The sequence below is a fragment of the Streptomyces sp. NPDC006384 genome (assembly GCF_042870695.1).
In the GTDB taxonomy this organism is placed as follows: domain Bacteria; phylum Actinomycetota; class Actinomycetes; order Streptomycetales; family Streptomycetaceae; genus Streptomyces.
Genome location: NZ_JBIAHR010000014.1, coordinates 156,179 through 176,115 on the forward strand (window position 1 = coordinate 156,179; position 19,937 = coordinate 176,115).

21 protein-coding genes are annotated in these 19,937 nt (G+C 74.1%); 17 read left to right on the top strand and 4 right to left on the bottom strand.

The features are described 5' to 3' along the window. Positions 1–45: 45 nt before the first annotated feature. The 6 genes from ACFYOJ_RS20955 to ACFYOJ_RS20980 all read left to right on the top strand — a co-directional run bounded on the left by ACFYOJ_RS20955 (position 46) and on the right by ACFYOJ_RS20980 (position 5,575). Entirely contained in the window at positions 46–417 is a 372-nt protein-coding gene (locus ACFYOJ_RS20955; protein ID WP_356552663.1) for a holo-ACP synthase, read from the top strand. A gap of 76 nt (positions 418–493) precedes the next feature. Continuing rightward, positions 494–1,948: an NAD(P)H-hydrate dehydratase gene (locus ACFYOJ_RS20960; protein ID WP_356552661.1), complete on the top strand. Its 1,455-nt coding sequence runs from the start codon at positions 494–496 to the stop codon at positions 1,946–1,948. Positions 1,949–2,104: 156 nt separating this feature from the next. Further along, a complete protein-coding gene (alr, locus tag ACFYOJ_RS20965) occupies positions 2,105–3,271 on the top strand; it encodes an alanine racemase (protein WP_356552660.1) in 1,167 nt (388 codons plus the stop codon). Between the two features lie 114 nt (positions 3,272–3,385). Next, the gene (locus tag ACFYOJ_RS20970) at positions 3,386–4,618 is read left to right on the top strand and encodes an alpha/beta hydrolase (RefSeq protein ID WP_356552658.1); all 1,233 of its coding nucleotides are present in this window, start codon (positions 3,386–3,388) and stop codon (positions 4,616–4,618) included. A gap of 73 nt (positions 4,619–4,691) precedes the next feature. Then, on the top strand, positions 4,692–5,213 hold the full coding sequence (gene tsaE, locus ACFYOJ_RS20975) for a tRNA (adenosine(37)-N6)-threonylcarbamoyltransferase complex ATPase subunit type 1 TsaE (protein ID WP_356552656.1): 522 nt from the start codon (positions 4,692–4,694) through the stop codon (positions 5,211–5,213). 206 nt (positions 5,214–5,419) lie between these two features. Then, positions 5,420–5,575 carry a hypothetical protein gene (locus ACFYOJ_RS20980; protein WP_356552655.1) on the top strand — a complete coding sequence of 52 codons (156 nt, stop codon included), beginning with the start codon at positions 5,420–5,422 and terminating at the stop codon, positions 5,573–5,575. Between the two features lie 73 nt (positions 5,576–5,648). Here ACFYOJ_RS20980 and ACFYOJ_RS20985 read toward each other — a convergent pair whose 3' ends face one another. Further along, positions 5,649–6,212, bottom strand: coding sequence for a hypothetical protein (locus tag ACFYOJ_RS20985; RefSeq protein ID WP_356552653.1), 564 nt, complete (start codon positions 6,210–6,212; stop codon positions 5,649–5,651). A gap of 152 nt (positions 6,213–6,364) precedes the next feature. Here ACFYOJ_RS20985 and tsaB point away from each other — a divergent pair, with 152 nt between their 5' ends. The 6 genes from tsaB to ACFYOJ_RS21015 all read left to right on the top strand — a co-directional run bounded on the left by tsaB (position 6,365) and on the right by ACFYOJ_RS21015 (position 11,252). Next, the gene (gene tsaB, locus ACFYOJ_RS20990) at positions 6,365–7,018 is read left to right on the top strand and encodes a tRNA (adenosine(37)-N6)-threonylcarbamoyltransferase complex dimerization subunit type 1 TsaB (RefSeq protein ID WP_356552652.1); all 654 of its coding nucleotides are present in this window, start codon (positions 6,365–6,367) and stop codon (positions 7,016–7,018) included. Between the two features lie 41 nt (positions 7,019–7,059). Then, positions 7,060–7,557 carry a ribosomal protein S18-alanine N-acetyltransferase gene (gene rimI, locus ACFYOJ_RS20995; protein ID WP_356552862.1) on the top strand — a complete coding sequence of 166 codons (498 nt, stop codon included), beginning with the start codon at positions 7,060–7,062 and terminating at the stop codon, positions 7,555–7,557. Continuing rightward, a complete protein-coding gene (tsaD, locus tag ACFYOJ_RS21000; RefSeq protein WP_356552651.1) occupies positions 7,550–8,647 on the top strand; it encodes a tRNA (adenosine(37)-N6)-threonylcarbamoyltransferase complex transferase subunit TsaD in 1,098 nt (365 codons plus the stop codon). The genes rimI and tsaD overlap by 8 nt, the downstream gene beginning before the upstream one ends. Next, on the top strand, positions 8,644–8,901 hold the full coding sequence (locus ACFYOJ_RS21005) for a hypothetical protein (RefSeq protein ID WP_356552649.1): 258 nt from the start codon (positions 8,644–8,646) through the stop codon (positions 8,899–8,901). Before tsaD ends, ACFYOJ_RS21005 begins: the two co-directional genes overlap by 4 nt. Before the next feature lie 122 nt (positions 8,902–9,023). Then, complete coding sequence (locus ACFYOJ_RS21010) at positions 9,024–10,082, top strand: LacI family DNA-binding transcriptional regulator (RefSeq protein WP_356552648.1); 1,059 nt, start codon at positions 9,024–9,026, stop codon at positions 10,080–10,082. A gap of 123 nt (positions 10,083–10,205) precedes the next feature. Then, on the top strand, positions 10,206–11,252 hold the full coding sequence (locus tag ACFYOJ_RS21015) for an LCP family protein (protein ID WP_356552646.1): 1,047 nt from the start codon (positions 10,206–10,208) through the stop codon (positions 11,250–11,252). Positions 11,253–11,476: 224 nt separating this feature from the next. On the opposite strand, the gene ACFYOJ_RS21020 is transcribed toward ACFYOJ_RS21015, so the two are convergent. Beyond that, a complete protein-coding gene (locus ACFYOJ_RS21020) occupies positions 11,477–11,629 on the bottom strand; it encodes a hypothetical protein (RefSeq protein ID WP_356552645.1) in 153 nt (50 codons plus the stop codon). A 982-nt stretch (positions 11,630–12,611) separates the two neighbouring features. Between ACFYOJ_RS21020 and ACFYOJ_RS21025 the strand changes: the two genes are divergently transcribed. Further along, on the top strand, positions 12,612–12,848 hold the full coding sequence (locus ACFYOJ_RS21025; protein WP_356552644.1) for a hypothetical protein: 237 nt from the start codon (positions 12,612–12,614) through the stop codon (positions 12,846–12,848). Positions 12,849–13,021: 173 nt separating this feature from the next. Here ACFYOJ_RS21025 and ACFYOJ_RS21030 read toward each other — a convergent pair whose 3' ends face one another. After that, positions 13,022–14,290 carry a methyltransferase domain-containing protein gene (locus ACFYOJ_RS21030; protein WP_388597482.1) on the bottom strand — a complete coding sequence of 423 codons (1,269 nt, stop codon included), beginning with the start codon at positions 14,288–14,290 and terminating at the stop codon, positions 13,022–13,024. On the opposite strand from ACFYOJ_RS21030, the gene ACFYOJ_RS21035 reads away from it, so the two are divergent. The 4 genes from ACFYOJ_RS21035 (at position 14,289) to groL (ending at position 18,385) form a co-directional block, all read left to right on the top strand. Continuing rightward, a complete protein-coding gene (locus ACFYOJ_RS21035; protein ID WP_356552641.1) occupies positions 14,289–15,233 on the top strand; it encodes a polysaccharide deacetylase family protein in 945 nt (314 codons plus the stop codon). The two genes, ACFYOJ_RS21030 and ACFYOJ_RS21035, sit on opposite strands and share 2 nt — an antisense overlap. Then, positions 15,230–15,961, top strand: coding sequence for a polysaccharide deacetylase family protein (locus ACFYOJ_RS21040; RefSeq protein ID WP_356552639.1), 732 nt, complete (start codon positions 15,230–15,232; stop codon positions 15,959–15,961). The genes ACFYOJ_RS21035 and ACFYOJ_RS21040 overlap by 4 nt, the downstream gene beginning before the upstream one ends. A gap of 326 nt (positions 15,962–16,287) precedes the next feature. Next, a complete protein-coding gene (groES, locus tag ACFYOJ_RS21045) occupies positions 16,288–16,596 on the top strand; it encodes a co-chaperone GroES (RefSeq protein ID WP_356552637.1) in 309 nt (102 codons plus the stop codon). 160 nt (positions 16,597–16,756) lie between these two features. Further along, positions 16,757–18,385 (top strand): chaperonin GroEL, encoded by a 1,629-nt coding sequence (gene groL / locus ACFYOJ_RS21050; RefSeq protein WP_356552635.1) that lies wholly within the window; start codon positions 16,757–16,759, stop codon positions 18,383–18,385. A gap of 169 nt (positions 18,386–18,554) precedes the next feature. Here groL and ACFYOJ_RS21055 read toward each other — a convergent pair whose 3' ends face one another. Beyond that, positions 18,555–19,922 carry a hypothetical protein gene (locus tag ACFYOJ_RS21055; RefSeq protein ID WP_356552633.1) on the bottom strand — a complete coding sequence of 456 codons (1,368 nt, stop codon included), beginning with the start codon at positions 19,920–19,922 and terminating at the stop codon, positions 18,555–18,557. Positions 19,923–19,937 lie beyond the last annotated feature (15 nt).

Consider the following 19,937-nt stretch of genomic DNA (forward strand, 5'->3'; position numbering starts at 1 on the left):
CGGCCGCCCGCCGGCCCCTGGGCCGGCGGTTCTAGGCTGCCCGGCATGAGCATCATCGGGGTCGGGATCGACGTGGCCGAGATCGAGCGGTTCGGGGCTTCGCTGGAGCGCACGCCGGCCCTGGCGCGGCGGCTCTTCCGGGAGAGCGAGCTGCTGCTGCCGAGCGGGGAGCGCCGGGGCGTCGCCTCGCTCGCCGCCCGGTTCGCGGCCAAGGAGGCGCTGGCCAAGGCGCTCGGCGCACCGGCGGGACTGCTCTGGACGGACGCCGAGGTGTACGTCGAGGACAGCGGGCGGCCCCGGCTGCGGGTCACCGGGACGGTGGCGGCGCGGGCGGCGGAGCTGGGGGTCTCGTCCTGGCACGTGTCGCTGAGCCACGACGCGGGGGTGGCCTCGGCGGTGGTGATCGCGGAGGGATAGTCCCGCGCGGGCGCCCGGCGCGGGCGGGCCGGGGGCGGGCCGTGACGTTCGCGGCGTACGGGGAAGACTCGTCGGCATGCGGACTGCGTACAGCGTGGAGACGGTCAGGACGGCCGAACGGGAACTGATGGCGCGGCTGCCCGAAGGCGCCCTGATGCAACGGGCGGCCGCCGGGCTCGCCGCCGCCTGCGCGGAGCTGCTCGGCCGGGTGGCCGGCCGGGTCTACGGCAGCCGGGTCGTGCTGCTGGTCGGCAGCGGGGACAACGGCGGCGACGCCCTGTACGCCGGGGCGCGGCTCGCCCGGCGCGGGGCCGGCGTGACGGCCGTACTGCTCGCACCCGGGCGCGCGCACGCCGGCGGCCTCGCGGTGCTCCGCCGGGCCGGCGGGCGCGTCGCCGCCGACGGCGACGGGGAGCGGCTCGTCGAGCGGGCCGACCTGGTCGTCGACGGCATCGTCGGGATCGGCGGCCGGGGCGGGCTGCGCGCGGAGGCGGTGCCGCTGGCCGCCGCGGCCGGACGGTCCCGCGCCGCCGTCGTCGCGGTCGACCTGCCGAGCGGGGTCGACGCCGACACCGGCCAGGTGCGCGGGGAGGCGGTCCGGGCCGACCTGACGGTGACCTTCGGCACGCACAAGCCGGCGCTGCTGGTCGACCCGGCGCGGGAGTACGCCGGGTCGGTGCGGCTGGTGGACATCGGGCTGCCGCTGCCGAACGACGCGGCCGCACTGGAGGCCCTGCAGCACGCGGACGTGGCCCGGCTGCTGCCGGTGCCGGGCGTGGAGAGCGACAAGTACCGGCGCGGGGTCGTCGGCATCGCCGCCGGGTCGGCGCGCTATCCGGGCGCGGCCGTGCTCGCCGTCTCCGGGGCACTGCGGGGCGGGGCCGGCGCGGTGCGGTACGTCGGACCGGCGGGGGACGCGGTGATCGCCCGTTTCCCGGAGACGCTCGTGTCCGACCGGGGACCGAAGCGGGCGGGCCGGGTGCAGGCGTGGGTCGTCGGACCCGGCGCCGGTGACGACGCCGGGACGGTGGCGGAGGTGCTGGAGGCCCAGGTGCCGGTGCTGATCGACGCGGACGGGCTGCGGCTCGCCGACGCGGACGCGGTACGGGGACGTACGGCGCCGACGCTGATGACCCCGCACGCCGGGGAGGCGGCGGCGCTGCTCGGGACCAGCCGCGAGGAGGTCGAGGGCGCGCGGCTGGCCTCGGTGCGGGAGCTGGCGGAGCGGTACGGGGCGACGGTGCTGCTGAAGGGGTCGACGACGGTGGTGGCCGCGGCGTCCGGGAAGGGGCCGGTGCGGGTCAACGCCACGGGGACGTCGTGGCTGGCCACGGCCGGGAGCGGGGACGTGCTGTCGGGGCTGGCGGGGTCGCTGCTGGCGGCGGGGCTGTCGGCGGTGGACGCGGCGAGCGCGGGGGCGTATCTGCACGGGCTCGCCGGGCGGTTCGCGGCGCGGGGGGCGCCGGTGGGGGCGCACGACGTGGCGGAGGCGGTGCGGGACGCCTGGCGGGATGTGCGGAGCGGGGGCTGACGGGGGCGGCCTGCGGTGCGGGGCAGGCCGCGCGCCCGGCGCCCTGGGGGTACTCCCGGGCCGTTCGGCACGGGGGAGGCACGACCCGCCCGCGCCCTCGGGCAGCGGCTGCTGCCGCCCGGGGGTGCTTCCGGGCTCTGAGAGACTGTGGGCACGATGAGTGAGACTTCCGCCCAGCGGGCCGCCGCGCTGCGGGCCCGTGCCGAGATCGATCTGGCCGCCCTGCGGGCCAATGTGCGGGCGCTGCGCGCGCGGGCGCCCGGTGCGGCCCTGATGGCCGTCGTCAAGGCCGACGCCTACGGCCACGGCGCGATCCCGTGCGCCCGCGCGGCCGTCGAGGCGGGCGCGACCTGGCTCGGCACGGCCACGCCGCAGGAGGCGCTCGCCCTGCGCGCCGAGGCCGGGCTGCCGGACGACGTGCGGATCATGTGCTGGCTGTGGACGCCGGGCGGCCCCTGGCGGGAGGTCGTCGAGGCGGGCATCGACGTGTCCGTCAGCGGCATGTGGGCCCTGGCGGAGGTCACCGAGGCGGCACGGCGGGCGGGGATCCCCGCCCGCGTGCAGCTCAAGGCCGACACCGGGCTCGGCCGCAACGGCTGCCAGCCGGGGGAGGACTGGGAGGAGCTGGTCGGCGAGGCCCTGCGGGCCGAGCGCGAGGGACTGCTCCGCGTCACCGGCCTCTGGTCCCACTTCGCCTGCGCCGACGAGCCCGGCCACCCCTCCATCGCCGCCCAGCTCACCCGCTTCCGGGAGATGACGGCCCACGCCGAGCGGCAGGGCGTCCGCCCCGAGGTGCGGCACATCGCCAACTCGCCGGCCACCCTCACCCTCCCCGAGGCCCACTTCGACCTCGTACGCACCGGGATCGCGATGTACGGCGTCTCGCCCAGCCCCGAGATCGGCGCCCCCGCCGACTTCGGACTGCGTCCCGTGATGACGCTGTCCGCCTCGCTGGCCCTGGTCAAGCAGGTCCCCGGCGGCCACGGCGTCAGCTACGGCCACCACTACACCACCCCCGGCGGGACCACCCTCGGCCTCGTCCCCCTCGGCTACGCGGACGGCGTCCCGCGCCACGCGTCCTCCACCGGTCCCGTCCTGGTAGACGGGAAGTGGCGCACGGTCGCGGGGCGGGTCGCGATGGACCAGTTCGTCGTCGACCTGGGCGGGGACCGGCCGCCGCCCGGTGCCGAGGCCGTGCTGTTCGGTCCCGGCGACCGCGGCGAGCCCACCGCAGAGGACTGGGCGCAGGCCGCGGGCACCATCGCGTACGAGATCGTCACCCGGATCGGGGCGCGCGTGCCCCGCGTCCACGTGAACGGATGACACCCGGCCGGTGACGCCGGGCAGGTGTCGTGTATGTATCACCCGACCAGGTGAATCAGAAGCACGAGGAGAACCGGGAACCCGCCCGGCGGCCCGGTGAAGGGGAGCGGTGACGTGAGCGAGAGCAGCGCGGAGGGCGTCGCGGACCTCGCCGCGGCGGCCGTCGTCTCCGCCACGGAGGCCGCCGGCGAGGCGGCCGCCGGGGGCTGGCGCAGGGCGACCGGCATCGCCGGCGTCGCGATAGGCGTCGTCGCGGCGGGCGCGGCGGCCGGCGTGGCGATAGAACGGCTCACCGTCGGCCGCGGCATGCGGCAGAAGGCACGGCTCGCCCTCGACGCGGCGGGACCGTACGGCGGACTGCGCGGCACCCCCGGCAAGGCGTACGCCGACGACGGCACCGAGCTGTACTACGAGGTCGACGAGGTCGAGCAGGAGGCCGAGCCCGCGCTCACCCGGCGCCGGCGGCGGCTGTTCGGCCGCCGGGATCCGGCCCCCGTCACCGTCGTCTTCTGCCACGGCTACTGCCTCAACCAGGACTCCTGGCACTTCCAGCGGGCCGCCCTGCGGGGCGTCGTGCGCACCGTGCACTGGGACCAGCGCAGCCACGGCCGGTCCGGGCGGGGCGTGGCCCAGGTGCGGGACGGCGAGCCGGTCACCATCGACGAGCTGGGCCGTGATCTGAAGGCGGTCATCGACGCGGCCGTGCCCGAGGGGCAGATCGTGCTGGTCGGGCACTCGATGGGCGGCATGACGGTGATGGCCCTGGCCGACGCCTTCCCCGCGCTGATCCGCGAGCGCGTCGTCGGCGTCGCCCTCGTCGGCACCTCGTCCGGGCGGCTCGGCGAGGTCAACTTCGGGCTGCCCGTGGCCGGCGTCAACGCGGTGCGCAGGGTGCTGCCGGGCGTGCTGAAGGCGCTGGGGCAGCGGGCCGAGCTGGTGGAGAAGGGACGCCGGGCGACGGCCGACCTGTTCGCCGGGGTCGTCAAGCGGTACTCGTTCGCCTCCCGGGACGTCGACCCGGCCGTGGCGCGGTTCGCCGAGCGGATGATCGAGTCGACGCCGATCGACGTGGTCGCCGAGTACTACCCGGCCTTCAACGACCACGACAAGACCGAGGCCCTCGCCCGCTTCCGTGATGTTCCGGTGCTGGTCCTGGCCGGGGTGGGGGACCTGGTGACGCCCAGCGAGCACAGCGAGGCCATCGCCGACGTCCTGCCGGGCGCCGAGCTGGTGCTGGTGCCGGACGCCGGGCACCTGGTCATGCTGGAGCACCCGGAAGTCGTCACCGACCGCCTCGCCGACCTGCTCGCCCGCGCCGACGAGAAGGCGCGCAGCGCGGTCGGCTGAAGGACCGGGGACGCGGCGGGGGAGAGGCGGGGACGCGGCGGGGGCGGGGCGGGCAGCGGCTACCGTTGGGGCCATGGAAGCACCAGCACCGCAGGGCCCGGCCGGGCCCGCTCCCGCCGCCGAGATCACCGTCACCTCCCCGGAGCAGATGCGGGAACTGGGCCGCAGGCTCGCCAAACTGCTGCGCGCCGGTGACCTGGTCATGCTGAGCGGGGAGCTGGGCGCGGGCAAGACGACGCTGACCCGGGGCCTCGGCGAGGGCCTCGGCGTGCGCGGCGCCGTCACCTCCCCGACCTTCGTGATCGCCCGCGTGCACCCCTCGCTCGGCGACGGCCCGCCCCTCGTCCACGTCGACGCCTACCGGCTGTCCGGCGGCCTCGACGAGATGGAGGACCTCGACCTCGACGTCTCCCTGTCCGACTCGGTGATCGTGGTCGAATGGGGCGAGGGCAAGGTGGAGGAGCTGACCGAGGACCGGCTGCAGCTGCAGATCCACCGGGCCGTGGGCGACACCGCCGACGAGGTGCGGCACGTGACGGTCACGGGCGTCGGCGAGCGCTGGACGGCGGCCGACCTCAGCGCGCTCGCCGCCTGAGCCTTTCCCGTACTCCGCATCCCCGGCCCCCGCACCCCGCCGCGCGGGGGCCGGCACCGCGCCGCGCCGCGAGGCCGTCCGCGGACAGGATTCCGACAGGGTGTCGGTACGGCATTGCCATCGGGGGCCCGTACGTGGTCACATGGTATCCAGCTCGTGGTTAGGCATGCCTAACCACGCCCGCCCCCGACCTTCAGGAGGCGTCCATGTCGCAGCCCGTGGTCCAGCCGCCCGCGCCCGCCCCGGTCCCCATGCGGGACCTGCTCGCGGCCTGCGCCGCGGCGGCCGTGGTCTCCACCCCGCCGCGTGCACCGGAGCCGGAGGAGGACCGTCCCGTCCAGGAGCACCGCGCGGCCGCCTGACCCGGACGCGGGGCACAGGGGCGCGGGACGAGGAGTCTCACGCGGGGCGAGGACTCCCAGGGGATGACGGCTCTCAGGGGATGACGACGATCTGCTGGCCGATCGTCGCGAACAGCCACATCGCGTCGCCGTCCGCGCGCGACTCCCGGATGCCGCCGGTCCGCAGGGCCGGATCCGGCTTCGGCGGCGAGTCGTCCACGGCCGCGCTGAACCCGATGACCACACCCCGCACGCTGGTGAAGCGCACCACGTGCTCGACCGGGACACCGTCCGACCCCGTGATCCTCTTCGAGCGGGACGTGACGGCGTAGGTGCCCGGTGCCGGGTCGACCGTGCCGGGGGTGACCTCGAAGGACCGCTGGACCTTGTTGTCCGGGCCCACCAGCCACACCCGGTCGTCGTCCAGCGAGTACACGACCCGCTCGCCCGTGCCGGAACCGAGGGGCAGGGCCTCCGGACGCCGCGCGTCACGGGGCGCCCCGGGCGCGCCGGGGGCTCCGGGGGCGGGCGAGACACTCGCGTGCGCCCCGCCCGGATCGGCCGGGACACGGGACGACGCCTGGTGGGCGAGGAAACCGATCGTGCCGAGGGCCGCCGCGGTGAGCGCGGCCACCCAACCGGCGCTGCTGCTTGCCACTGGGACCACCTGGGTGTCGTACGACGTACTCGTGCGCGCGTCACCCGGAGTGCCGATCCCGTGACGCGGCGTGTTTCCCGGCGACCGTAGCAGCAGCCGCCCGCCCCACCCGGCCGTCCGACACGAGCCCCCGGGCGCCGTAGGCTGTTTGCGTGCTCTTGCTCGCTCTGGATACCGCCACGCCCGCCGTGACCGTCGCGCTGCACGACGGTACGGACGTCATCGCCTCGTCGAGCCAGGTCGACGCACGCCGCCACGGTGAGCTGCTGCTGCCCGCCGTCGACCGGGTGCTCGCCGAGGCCGGACTGCGCCTCGACGCCGTCACCGGCGTCGTCGCCGGCATCGGCCCCGGCCCGTACACCGGGCTGCGCGTCGGCCTGATGACCGCGGACACCTTCGGACTCGCCCTCGGCGTGCCCGTGCACGGCGTGTGCACGCTGGACGGCCTCGCGTACGCGGCCGACCTGGAGGGCCCCTTCGTGGTGGCGACCGACGCCCGCCGCAAGGAGGTCTACTGGGCGCGCTACGCCGACTCCCGCACCCGCCTCACCGACCCGGCCGTCGACCGCCCCGCCGACATCGCGGAGCAGGTGGCCGGGCTCCCGGCCGTCGGCGCCGGCGCCCTGCTGTACCCGGACACCTTCCCGAAGGCCCACGAACCCGAGCACGTGACCGCCGCCGCCCTGGCGTGCCTGGCCGCCGAGAAGCTGGCCGCGGGCGAGGAGCTGCCCGCGCCCCGGCCGCTGTACCTGCGCCGGCCCGACGCCCAGGTCCCCAAGAACTACAAGGTGGTCACTCCCAGGTGACCGCTCCCGTGCCTTCCCCCGAGAAAGCCGTGCTGCGCGAGATGCGCTGGTGGGACATCGACCCCGTGCTCCGGCTGGAGAGGGAGCTGTTCCCCGAGGACGCCTGGTCGCGGGGGATGTTCTGGTCCGAGCTGGCCCACGCGCGCGGCCCCGGCGCGACCCGCAGGTACGTCGTCGCCGAGCAGGACGGACAGGTCGTCGGCTACGCCGGTCTCGTCGCCTCCGGCGAGCAGTCCGACGTACAGACCATCGCCGTCGCCCGCGACCACTGGGGCACCGGACTCGGCGCCCGGCTGCTGACCGAGCTGCTGCGCGCGGCGACCGCCTTCGAGTGCACCGAGGTGATGCTGGAGTGCCGGGTGGACAACACCCGCGCCCAGCGGCTGTACGAGCGCTTCGGCTTCGAGCCCATCGGCTTCCGGCGCGGCTACTACCAGCCGGGCAACGTGGACGCCCTGGTGATGCGCCTGACCACAGCGCCCGGCGGCGGCCCCGCCGCGGGCGCCGACCCCGTACAAGGAACCGACAACCATGGCTGACGAACCCCTGGTCCTGGGGATCGAGACCTCCTGCGACGAGACCGGCGTCGGTGTCGTGCGCGGCACCACCCTGCTGGCCGACGCCGTCGCCTCCAGCGTCGACGAGCACGCCCGCTTCGGCGGCGTCGTCCCCGAGGTGGCGAGCCGCGCCCATCTGGAGGCGATGGTCCCCACCATCGAGCGCGCCCTGAAGGAAGCCGGGGTCAGCGCCCGCGACCTCGACGGCATCGCCGTCACCGCCGGCCCCGGCCTCGCCGGCGCCCTGCTGGTCGGCGTCTCGGCCGCCAAGGCGTACGCCTACGCGCTGGGCAAGCCCCTGTACGGCGTCAACCACCTCGCCTCGCACATCTGCGTCGACCAGCTGGAGCACGGCCCGCTGCCCGAGCCGACGATGGCCCTGCTGGTCTCCGGCGGGCACTCCTCCCTCCTGCTGTCCTCGGACATCACCTCCGACGTCCGCCCGATGGGTGCCACCATCGACGACGCGGCCGGCGAGGCCTTCGACAAGATCGCCCGCGTGCTGAACCTGGGCTTCCCCGGCGGCCCGGTCATCGACCGGTACGCGCGCGAGGGCGACCCGGACGCCATCGCCTTCCCGCGCGGACTCACCGGCCCGCGCGACCCGGCGTACGACTTCTCCTTCTCCGGGCTGAAGACGGCCGTGGCCCGCTGGATCGAGGCCAGGCGCGCGGCGGGCGAGGAGGTGCCGGTGCGGGACGTGGCGGCCTCCTTCCAGGAGGCGGTCGTGGACGTGCTGACCCGCAAGGCGGTGCGCGCCTGCAAGGACGAGGGCGTCGACCACCTGATGATCGGCGGCGGCGTCGCCGCCAACTCCCGGCTGCGGGCGCTCGCCCAGGAACGCTGCGAGGCGGCCGGCATCCGGCTGCGCGTGCCGCGCCCCAAGCTGTGCACCGACAACGGCGCGATGGTCGCCGCGCTCGGCGCCGAGATGGTCGCCCGCAACCGGGCCGCCTCCGACTGGGACCTGTCGGCCGACTCCTCGCTGCCGGTGACCGACCCGCACGTGCCGGGGCGGGGCCACACGCACGACCACGTCCACGAGGTGAGCAAGGAGAACCTGTACCCGTGACCGTCGCGCTGATGTGGGAGGCCCGTGCCGTGCCCGGCAGGGGCGAGGAGCTGCTCGCCTGGGCACGGACCCGGCCGCTCGACGGCACCCCGCTGCGCCGGGAGACCCTGCGCGCCCCGCAGGACCGCGTCCTCGTCATCACCTGGTGGGACGCCGCCCACGACGCCGACCTGCCCGAACTGCCGGACCCGGACGGCGATCTGGTCGCCCGCCCGGTGCACCGGTGGCGGTTCGAGTCGGTGGACACGCGCTGACCGCACGGTCCGCCGGCATCGTGGCGACCGGTCGAATCTTTCGGCCCTCTCGTCGAATGTTCCGGCCGGTATGTCCCTGCGGGCTCTTCGCCGCAAGCGCCCCCAGGGATACGATCGCCGCCATGACATCCCGCCAGCCCGCTGAGACCCGGCCGCAGAAGCGGTCCGCCCGGACCGCGACCCTCGCCGAGATCGCCCGCGAGGCGGGCGTGTCGGCACCGACTGTTTCGAAGGTCCTCAACGGCCGCGCCGACGTCGCCCCCGCCACCCGCGCCCGCGTCGAGGAGCTGCTGCGGACCCACGGCTACCGGCGCAGGCGGGCCGAGACGAGCCGCTCGCCGCTGATCGACCTGGTCTTCCACGAGCTGGAGAGCGCCTGGGCGATGGAGGTCATCCGGGGCGTGGAGAACGTGGCGCGGGACGCGGGGCTCAGCGTCGTGCTCTCCGAGAGCGCCGGACGCCTCACCCCCGGCAGGACCTGGGCCGACCAGGTCGCCGCCCGCCGCCCGCACGGCGTGATCCTCGTCCTGTCCGACCTCGACGGAGCCCAGCGGGCGCTGCTGACCAGCCGCTCCATCCCCTTCGTCGTGATGGACCCGGCCGGCGACCCGGGCGCCGACGTGCCCTCCATCGGCGCCACCAACTGGCAGGGCGGACTCGCCGCCACCCGCCACCTGATCGACCTCGGCCACACCCGCATCGGCGCCATCAGCGGACCCACCCGCATGATGTGCAGCCGCGCCCGCGTCGACGGCTATCGGGCCGCCCTGGAGACCGCAGGGCTGCCGGTCGACCCGGCCCTCATCGTCACCGGCGACTTCCACCACGAGGCCGGCTACCGGCGGGGCCTGGAGCTGCTGCGCCGCCCCGACCGGCCGACCGCCGTCTTCGCCGGCAACGACCTGCAGGCGCTCGGACTGTACGAGGCCGCGCGCGAACTGGGGCTGCGCGTCCCGCAGGACCTGAGCGTGGTCGGGTTCGACGACCTGCCCGTGGCGCGCTGGGTGGGGCCGCCGCTGACGACCGTACGGCAGCCGCTCACGGAGATGGCCGAGGCCGCGGCCCGGCTGGTGCTGGACCTCGGGCGCGCCGAGGGTTCGGCGGCGGCGACCCGGGTGGAGCTGGCCACCAGCCTCGAGGTGCGCAGCTCCACGGCGCCCCCGCCGCCGTCGTCCGCCTGAGAAGTCTGAGAATTTCCGCAGAATGCCGCCCGCCCCTACCCACACCCAATAATTCGGACTTATGTTCCTCCTGCCGGGCATCCGGGTGGGGACGCGGATGGGGACGGACGGGGGCGGGCACGGATGACTGCGGCGGCGGGGCGGAACGGACGCGCGAGGGGGCTGCGGGCCGCGGGCCTCGTCCTGGCCGGGGCCCTGCTGCTGGGCGCCGCGGCGGCAAGCTGGGCGTACTGGCACCTGAACGGCAACATCAGGAGCGTCGACATCGACGGGGCGCTCGGCGACGACCGCCCCGCACGGCCGGTCACCGCCCCCTTCGCCCCTGACGTGTCGGGCACCTCGGCCGGAGAGGCCCCGGCGGCCACCGGCGCCCTGAACATCCTCGTCCTCGGCTCGGACTCGCGCGGCGGCGAGGAGAACCGGGAACTCGGCGGCGGCGACAGCGAGGGCGCCCGCTCCGACACCGCGATGATCGTCCACCTCGACGCCGGCCGGACCTCCGCCACCGTCGTCAGCATCCCCCGTGACACCCTCGTCACCCGCCCGTCCTGCCCGCTGCCGTCCGGCGGCACGACCCGTCAGGCCCGGAACGCGATGTTCAACACCGCCTACGCCCTGGGCGGCCCGGTCTGCGCGGTCAAGACCGTCGAGGCACTCACGGACGTCCGCATGGACCACTACGTCGAGATCGACTTCTCCGGCTTCGCCCGGCTGGTCGACGCGCTCGGCGGCGTCACCGTCACCACCGACGTGGACATCGACGACGACAAGAGCCACCTGCGCCTGGAGGCCGGCACCCACCACCTCGACGGCACCCAGGCCCTCGGCCTGGCCCGCACCCGGTACGGGCTGGCCGGCGGCAGCGACCTCGACCGCATAGAACTCCAGCACAAACTGGTCAGGGCGCTGCTGGAGCAGATCTCCGACGCCGGTCTGCTCACCGACCCGGCCAGGCTCTACCGGGTCGCCGACGCCGTCACCGGCAGCCTCACCACCGACACCGGCCTGGACTCACTCGGCGAGCTGACCGGCCTCGGCCGCAGCCTGGCCGGCCTGTCGGCCGACGACGTACGCACCGTGACGATGCCGGTGCTGCCGGCCCCCTGGGACATCAACCGGGTGGTGCCCGACGAACCGGAGGCCGGCGAACTGTGGGCGTCGCTGCGCTGAGCGACGCAACGCCGACGGCGTGCTCCCTGGCGCTTATGTCTGAGGCCCGAGGACCCTCAGGAAGACAGGACCGCCGGGATGCTGTGGCTCTACACGCCCACGTCGCGCCTGGTTCGTGGGTCGCGGCCTGTTGGCCGCCTTGAGTTGCTGCCTCCAGTCCGCTCCCACACCCGGAAGGATCGGGCGCACGGTGAGGTACTTGATCTCAAACGCATCCTTGCGGGTCACAGCCCGCATAGCCCCTCGATCCGGTCGAGGTTTTCCTGCGTGAACTGCGGGACGAGATGAGGTTCCACTTCCAGGTGTGCCCCGTAGTAGTCCACGCCCCAGCCTGTTTCGCTGTACTCCAGTTCCAGCGTCACAAGTTCAGCGAGCATGATGGCCAGTTCCGCGGCCTCGGCCTCTGATGGCGTCCCGCCGAGTGGCGTAGCCGAGCAAACTGACGGAATCCCCAGGTCGCGGCCCGTACCGGACGGCTCCAAGGCGGAAGCGATGGACCGTGATCGGCTGCACCACAACCGGGGACACGACCAAGCGGCCCGTTCCGGTGGGCTGGGAGTGTGGGGGCCTTCTTGAAAAACGTGAGCAGATGGCGGCCAAGTGTCATCTTGGCGCTCAGGTGAGCGCCGTGATGACAGTCGGAGGAGAAATGCTCACGTTTTTCTGATGAGGTGTCTCCAGTGGCCCACCGGCCAGGGGGGGGCACAGAGTCGCTCGCACAGCCCCTCGAACCGTCGGCCGCGGCCGCGCCGGTCCTCCCCAGGAGTGGTGTCACCTGCCGCTGTTCCGGCTGCCCTCGCAGGACCGCACGCGCTGCGGGCCGTCCGCCGGATCACCGACGGAACGGCGGCAGCCTTGCCGGACACGGTCACGATCCCCGGGCACCCCGTGACCGAAGGAACCGAAGAAACCGAAGCAGAAGACGGGGACGGGGACGGCGAGGTGCAGGCCGGCACCGATTCGTCGGTACGGCCCACATGCGGACGGCCGACCGGCTCGCCCACCGTTCGCAGAACTGTCCCGAACGGCCGTATACGGGGCGGGTGCGAGGGATTGCCTCACCAGGGCCCTCGGTTGCGCCCTTGCGTAACCCCCGCGCCGCATCCACCCCCCCCACGTTCCTCCGCAGGCCCGGACGACTGCCGTGAGGACCCGGAGAGCCGCCTTGCGCCGGGCGTCGCAGGCCGCGGAGAGGCGGGGGTGGGTGTGCCGGGGGTGACCGTCGTAGACGATCACCCGGACCGTTCCGTCGCGGTGCCGTAGCGACACGTAGATGTCGTCGGCGGCGCTGAAGCGGAAGGCGCAGGCGGTCAGTTCGCTCACCGTCTGCACCACGGCCTCGGTCACGTCTCCGAGTCCGTGCAGGTCGAGGGCGGTACGAGCCGCCGCACGGACCATCGCCGCGCTGGCCGGGGCGGCGGGCAGGGTGAGGCTGTAGGCGAAGGCGCCAACTGCTTCCGCCTCGGCACCGACACTCTTGGCAACGCCTACATCGCCGTCGCCGGTCAGGAGGACCACCCCCTCACCGACACCCGCGAAGCCCTCGCGCGGCTCATTCTGGACATCAAGGCAGGCAAGGCCGACCACCTTCTCTAGTTCCGCCCGGTCCCGACGCTCCGCCCAGTGCGAGCGGGGCGCAGGGGACGGTCACGGCAGCCCGGGGGGCTCGCCCGAAGGCCGGCACATGCCCTGGGAGAGGTACGCCCCGAGTGGGCCCGGCCTCGCCCGCGGCCACCGTCGACCGCTTTCAGGGGGCAGCGGGCGGCCCGTCAGCGCGCCGGGTGCCCGATCAGCATCGTCGGTGCCCCGGCGACCCGGGTCAGGAAGACCGTCGCCGCGTTCGGCCCCTGCGGCCTGACCTTCTTCCGCAGCTCCTCCGGCTCGACCGCCGAGCCCCGCTTCTTCACGGTCAGCGTGCCCACTCCCCGCTCCCGCAGCAGCGCCTTCAGCCTCTTGACGTTGAAGGGCATCCGGTCGGTGATCTCGTACGCCGTCGCGTACGGCGTCGGCAGCAGTTCGTCCGCGGTGACGTAGGCGATGGTCGCGTCGAGCAGCCCGCCGCCGACCCGTGCGGCGACCTCGGCGACCAGATGGGACCGGACGACGGCGCCGTCCGGCTCGTACAGGTACCGGCCGGGCGTGCGGACCTCCGGGTCGGGCAGGCCGGTGCCGAGCAGGGTGCGCGGCCCCGGCAGCAGCGTCGCCCGCACCGCCCCGGGCGCGGTGCCGAACCACAGCACCGCCTCCTTCACGTCCCCGCCGTCCGAGATCCACTCCGCCTCGGCGTCCGCGGGCACCGCCTCGTGCGGAATGCCGGGCGCCACCTTCAGCGCGGCGGCCCGCGGCGCCGTACGGGCGGCCTGGACGGCCCAGGACAGCGGCGGCGAGTAGGCCTCCGGGTCGAAGATGCGGCCCCGCCCGCCGCGCCGCGCCGGATCGACGAACACGGCGTCGTACCCGTTCGTGTCCACCTCGGTCACATCGGCCTCGCGGACCTCGATGAGCTCGTCCAGCCCCAGCGCCTCGGCGTTGGCGCGGGCCGCCGCGGCCGTCGCCGGGTCGCGGTCGACGGCCAGGACCCGGATGCCGGCGCGGGCCAGCGCGACCGCGTCGCCGCCGATGCCGCAGCACAGGTCGGCTACGGAGGTCACGCCCAGGTCCGCCAGCCGCGAGGCCCGGTACGCGGCCACGCTCGCCCGGGTCGACTGCTCCACCCCGTTCGGCGTGAAGAACATCCGCCCGGCGTCCCCGGCCCCGAACTTCGCCGCCGCCCGCTGCCGCAGCCGCGCCTGGCCGAGCGCCGCCGACACCAGGGCGGCCGGGTGCTCGCGGCGCAGCCGGGTGGCGACGGCCAGCTCCCGCGCGGGGTCGGTGTCCCGGACCTCGTCGAGCAGGGCGCGGCCTTCGGGGGTGAGCAGGGCGAGGAGGGCGTCGAGGTCGTTCACCGCCCCATTGTGGGCCAGTCGGTGGACGGTGGGCGTCCGGTGCGGTGTCGGGGCGGGGGCGCGAGGCCGGTGGCTGCGAGGATCCGGCACCATGCGAGTAGTCGTACAAAATGACAAAAGACGGCCATTCGGGGCGGTCCGGTCCGCCTCCCCGGGACTCCGGACGCGCGGCGTCCTCGCCGTGCTCCTCCTCGCCGCCCTCGCCCCCGGCTGCGCGCAGGGCGACACCCCCGGGGTGCGGGGCGCCCCCGGCCAGCAGCCCCATCAGGCCCCGCCGGGCCGCGCCCTCGACGCCTACGCGGACGGACTGCGCGCGGCGCACACCGCCCGGGCCGCCGCCGCCAGGCGCTGGAACCTGAAGAAGGTCCCCCTCACCGCGCCCCCGCCGCCCGCCCGCAAGCCGCGGATCACCGCACGCGAGGGCTTCGAGGTCGAGGGACAGGAGAACCTCCCGCCGGTCTTCACCACCGTCCCCACCGAGGAGCGGATCGTCTTCCTCACCATCGACGACGGCGCCGAGAAGGACCCGGCCTTCCTGCGCATGATGAGCGAGCTGAAGATCCCCTACACGGTCTTCCTCACCGACGAGGAGATCAAGGACGACTACGGCTACTTCGAGAGGATGCAGGACCTCGGAGTCACCCTCAACGGCCACACCCTGACCCACCCCTACCTCCCGGCGCTCTCCTACGAGGCACAGAAGCGGGAGATCTGCGGCATGCAGAAGGTGATCGAGAAGCGCTACGGCAAGCGCCCCGCCCTCTTCCGCCCGCCCTTCGGCAACTACAACCGCGACACCCTGCGCGCCGCGAAGTCCTGCGGCGTCACGCACGTGCCGATCTGGAACGAGGAGGTCTTCGTCGACCACTGGGAGTACCGCGAGTGGGACCGGGACCTGCACCCCGGGGACATCGTCCTCACCCACTTCCGGGGCCGCGACGACTGGGACGGCACGATGACGGACATGGCCCGCCGTTTCCTGGACCGGATCACCGCCGAGGGATACGCGGTGGCCCGGCTGGAGGACTACCTGTGAGGCGCGGGCGGTTCCGGCCGGCCGGGGCCGCCCTGACCGGCGCCCTGGCCGCCGTACTGGCCGCCGTACTGGCCGCCGTACTGCTCACCGGCTGCGTCCGGTCCACCGTCCCCGCCCACCAGCCCTCGGCGGGCAAACCGGCCGGGGCGGGCGGACAGGGCCAGGAGCCGCCGCCCGTCCTGGACCACGTCCGCACCACCGACGAGGTCGTCTTCCTCACCTACGAGGACGGCGCCGACCGGGACCCGGGCCTGACCGCCCTGATCCGCCGGCGGCGGCTCCCGGTCACCCTGTTCCTCACCGACACCGTCACCGGACCGGCGTACGGCGAGTTCGCGCGGCTGCGCTCCGTCGGCGCCGGCCTGCAGAACCACACCCTCGACCACCGCTCCCTGCGCGGCCTGCCCTACGCCGGCCAGCGCGCCGAGATCTGCGGCCAGCAGACCAAGCTCCACGCCCGCTTCGGCGTCCGCCCCCACCTCTTCCGCCCGCCCCACGGCAGCTACGACCCGACCACCCTGCGCGCCGCCGCCGACTGCGGCATCACGGCCGTCGTCCTGTGGCGCGCCGCCCTGGGCGACGAGGGCGGCCTCACCTTCACCCGAGGCGAACACGCCCTGCGCCCCGGCGACATCATCGCGGTCACCGCCCCGTCCCGCACGGAGGAACTCCTGCACGAGATCGAGCGTCAAGGCCTACGGGTGGGACGCCTGGAGGACTACCTCTGACACCGGCGGGGTGTTTCAGCCCGTCCTGGGGGGTGCCCCCTCCGGGGGAGAACGAGGACGAGGCTCTTCGGCCCCCAGCAGCGCCCACACCGGGCAACGGCGCGCTCCCCGAACCGGCGTTCACGTGAAAAACCGGCCGACGCGCCGCGGGCATTGGCACTCCGCTTGACCGAGTGCTAACCGCGGTCATAGTCTCTGGTCTGGCACTCACCCCTGGAGAGTGCCAACTACGCGACGGGCAGGTCCGGCACCCGCGACGACGGATCCACCTGGTCGCCACCTCAGACAGTTAACCCCGTGAGATCTCCGAAGGGGGAGGTCGGATCGTGACGACCACCAGCTCCAAGGTTGCCATCAAGCCGCTCGAGGACCGCATCGTGGTCCAGCCGCTCGACGCCGAGCAGACCACGGCGTCGGGCCTGGTCATTCCGGACACCGCCAAGGAGAAGCCCCAGGAGGGCGTCGTCCTGGCCGTGGGCCCGGGCCGCTTCGAGGACGGCAACCGTCTTCCGCTCGACGTCAAGGTCGGTGACGTCGTGCTCTACAGCAAGTACGGCGGCACCGAGGTGAAGTACAACGGCGAGGAGTACCTCGTCCTCTCGGCCCGCGACGTGCTCGCGATCGTCGAGAAGTAGGACGTCGAGAAGCAGGACGACCGAGACAAGACGTAGGTCGACCCGCCTCGACTCTGCTCGACAGCTGCGCCCCTGGCCCCCCGCGACCGATAAGAAGCCGGGCGCGAGGGGCGCAGTCTGTTTTCCGTTAGATCAGCTTTCCGAGAGGGCTCCCGCTCCCATGGCGAAGATCCTGAAGTTCGACGAGGACGCCCGTCGCGCCCTCGAGCGCGGCGTCAACAAGCTTGCCGACACGGTCAAGGTGACGATCGGCCCCAAGGGCCGCAACGTCGTCATCGACAAGAAGTTCGGCGCCCCCACCATCACCAACGACGGTGTCACGATCGCCCGCGAGGTCGAGATCGAGGACCCGTACGAGAACCTCGGCGCCCAGCTGGTGAAGGAGGTGGCGACCAAGACCAACGACATCGCGGGTGACGGCACCACCACCGCCACCGTCCTGGCCCAGGCGCTGGTCCGTGAGGGCCTGAAGAACGTCGCCGCCGGCGCCTCCCCGGCGCTGCTGAAGAAGGGCATCGACGCGGCCGTCAAGGCCGTCTCCGAGGACCTCCTCGCGACCGCCCGCCCGATCGACGAGAAGTCCGACATCGCCGCCGTGGCCGCGCTGTCCGCCCAGGACCAGCAGGTCGGCGAGCTCATCGCCGAGGCCATGGACAAGGTCGGCAAGGACGGTGTCATCACCGTCGAGGAGTCCAACACCTTCGGTCTGGAGCTGGACTTCACCGAGGGCATGGCCTTCGACAAGGGCTACCTGTCGCCGTACTTCGTGACGGACCAGGAGCGCATGGAGGCCGTCCTCGAGGACCCGTACATCCTCATCAACCAGGGCAAGATCTCCTCCATCGCGGACCTGCTGCCGCTGCTGGAGAAGGTCATCCAGGCCAACGCCTCCAAGCCGCTGCTGATCATCGCCGAGGACGTCGAGGGCGAGGCCCTGTCGACCCTGGTCGTCAACAAGATCCGCGGCACCTTCAACGCCGTCGCGGTGAAGGCTCCCGGCTTCGGCGACCGCCGCAAGGCGATGCTGCAGGACATGGCCGTCCTCACCGGCGCCACCGTCATCTCCGAGGAGGTCGGCCTCAAGCTCGACCAGGTCGGCCTGGACGTGCTCGGCTCCGCCCGCCGCGTCACCGTCACCAAGGACGACACCACGATCGTCGACGGTGCCGGCAACGCCGAGGAGCTGCAGGGCCGCGTCGCCCAGATCAAGGCCGAGATCGAGAACACGGACTCCGACTGGGACCGCGAGAAGCTCCAGGAGCGCCTCGCGAAGCTGGCCGGCGGCGTGTGCGTGATCAAGGTCGGCGCCGCCACCGAGGTGGAGCTGAAGGAGCGCAAGCACCGTCTGGAGGACGCCATCTCCGCGACCCGCGCCGCGGTCGAGGAGGGCATCGTCTCCGGTGGTGGCTCCGCCCTGGTCCACGCCGTCAAGGTCCTCGAGGGCAACCTCGGCAAGACCGGCGACGAGGCCACCGGTGTGTCGGTCGTCCGCAAGGCCGCCGTCGAGCCGCTGCGCTGGATCGCCGAGAACGCCGGCCTCGAGGGCTACGTGATCGTCTCCAAGGTCGCGGAGCTCGAGAAGGGCAGCGGCTACAACGCCGCCACCGGCGAGTACGGCGACCTGGTCAAGGCCGGCGTCATCGACCCGGTCAAGGTCACCCGCTCCGCCCTGGAGAACGCCGCCTCCATCGCCTCCCTCCTCCTGACGACCGAGACCCTGGTCGTCGAGAAGAAGGAAGAGGAGGAGCCGGCCGCCGGCCACGGCCACAGCCACGGTCACTCGCACTGACGACGCCAGGCTGACAGCCGCTGAGTGAGGGCCCGGCACTCCTGCACGATCCCGCAGGAGTGCCGGGCCCTCGCCGTGCCGCCCCGGCCACGCACCGGAGCCCGGTGCCCGGGGGTGCGGTGACGGCGTCGCGTCGACCCGTCACCGGGGAGCCATTACCGGGGAGCCGTCACACCAGCCCGCTCAGCGGCAGCACCCGCTCGGCGAGCCGCCCCCGCAGCCTCCCCCCGGTGACGTCGGCCTCCGCGAGCCAGTCGGCGGCGACCAGCCGGTCGACATGTGCGGCGACGTCCTCGGACCGCAGCCCGCAGAACACGGCGACCGCGTCCAGACCGAGACCTTCGCCCCCGGCGTCTTCGGCACAGCCGTCGATACGGCCGTCGGGCCGGCTGTGGGCGGCGGTGTACACGGCGAGGAGCCGGGTGGCGGCGGTCGGCTTCTTCTTGCGGATCTTCCGGTCGCCCACCACTTTCTGCGCCCACCCCGACAGCCGCGCCCGGGTGACCTTGCCGAAGAAGAACGGGCGCGGCTCACCGGGCAGCAGCGAGGGGACGGTGACCTGAGTGGGGTCCTCGGGCCGGGAGTCCAGCGCGTCGGCGACGGTGTCCTCCTCCGGCAGACGCAGCCAGCCGGCGTCGACGAGCTGCTGGAGCACCCGCTCGGCGTCGCTCTGCAGCCAGCCGTTGAGGTCCTGCCCGGTGACGTTCCCGGTGCCGGCGCGCGCGGACCGCAGGGTCAGCATCAGCACCGCGAGCCGCGCCTCGGACCCGGGGAGCGGGGCGTGGGTCCGGATGTGCTCCAGCACCCTGCGCGCGTGGGCCCCCTGACCCCGGGTCAGCAGCCGCTCGATCGCCGGACCGTCCCCGTCCGCCGTGACGCCGAGGCGGTTCGCGTTCATCTCACGGGTGGTCCGGGCGGCCGCCTCCGCCCGTTTCGCCTCCTCGAGCAGGGACGCGTCGTCGGTGACGGCGGCCCACGCGGTGAAGGCGCGTGCCTTGCGGTCGTGGAGCTCGGCGAGGAGGGCGAGATCGGGTTCGGGCCGCCGCTGGTACGCGCGGAACGCGTCCCCGAGTTCGACGAGCTCCTGCCGCAGCACGTCGGGCTGGAGGTCGTCCGGCACGATCCGCTGCGCGATCTTCCGCGACTGCCTCTTCTCCCGCCGGGGCGACGCCCCACGCGGCGCGGTGGTACGGGCCCGGGGCACCGGCGCGGGCCGGGCACCCGGGGAAGGGGCGCCGCCCGGGACACCGGAGGCGCCTGCCCCTGCGGAGGGGGCGCCGGTCGAGGGGGAGCCCGTGGCGGCCGGGGTGGCACCGGCGGGGGAGGCGCCCGTGACGGAGGGGACGCCGGCCGGAGGGTGACCCGTGGCCGAGGGTGCGAGGTCGGAGAACAGCACCGGCACACCGGCGCCCACCACCCCCCGCCCCGCCCCGGCGACGGCCGCCTGCCGCGCACCGCCCCGCGCCGCCCTGTCCCTACGCTCCCTGTCGGTCCCGTCGGCGAACAGTCCGCCCCGGTCACCCGTGTCCGCGCTCACCCGATGCCGCCCTCT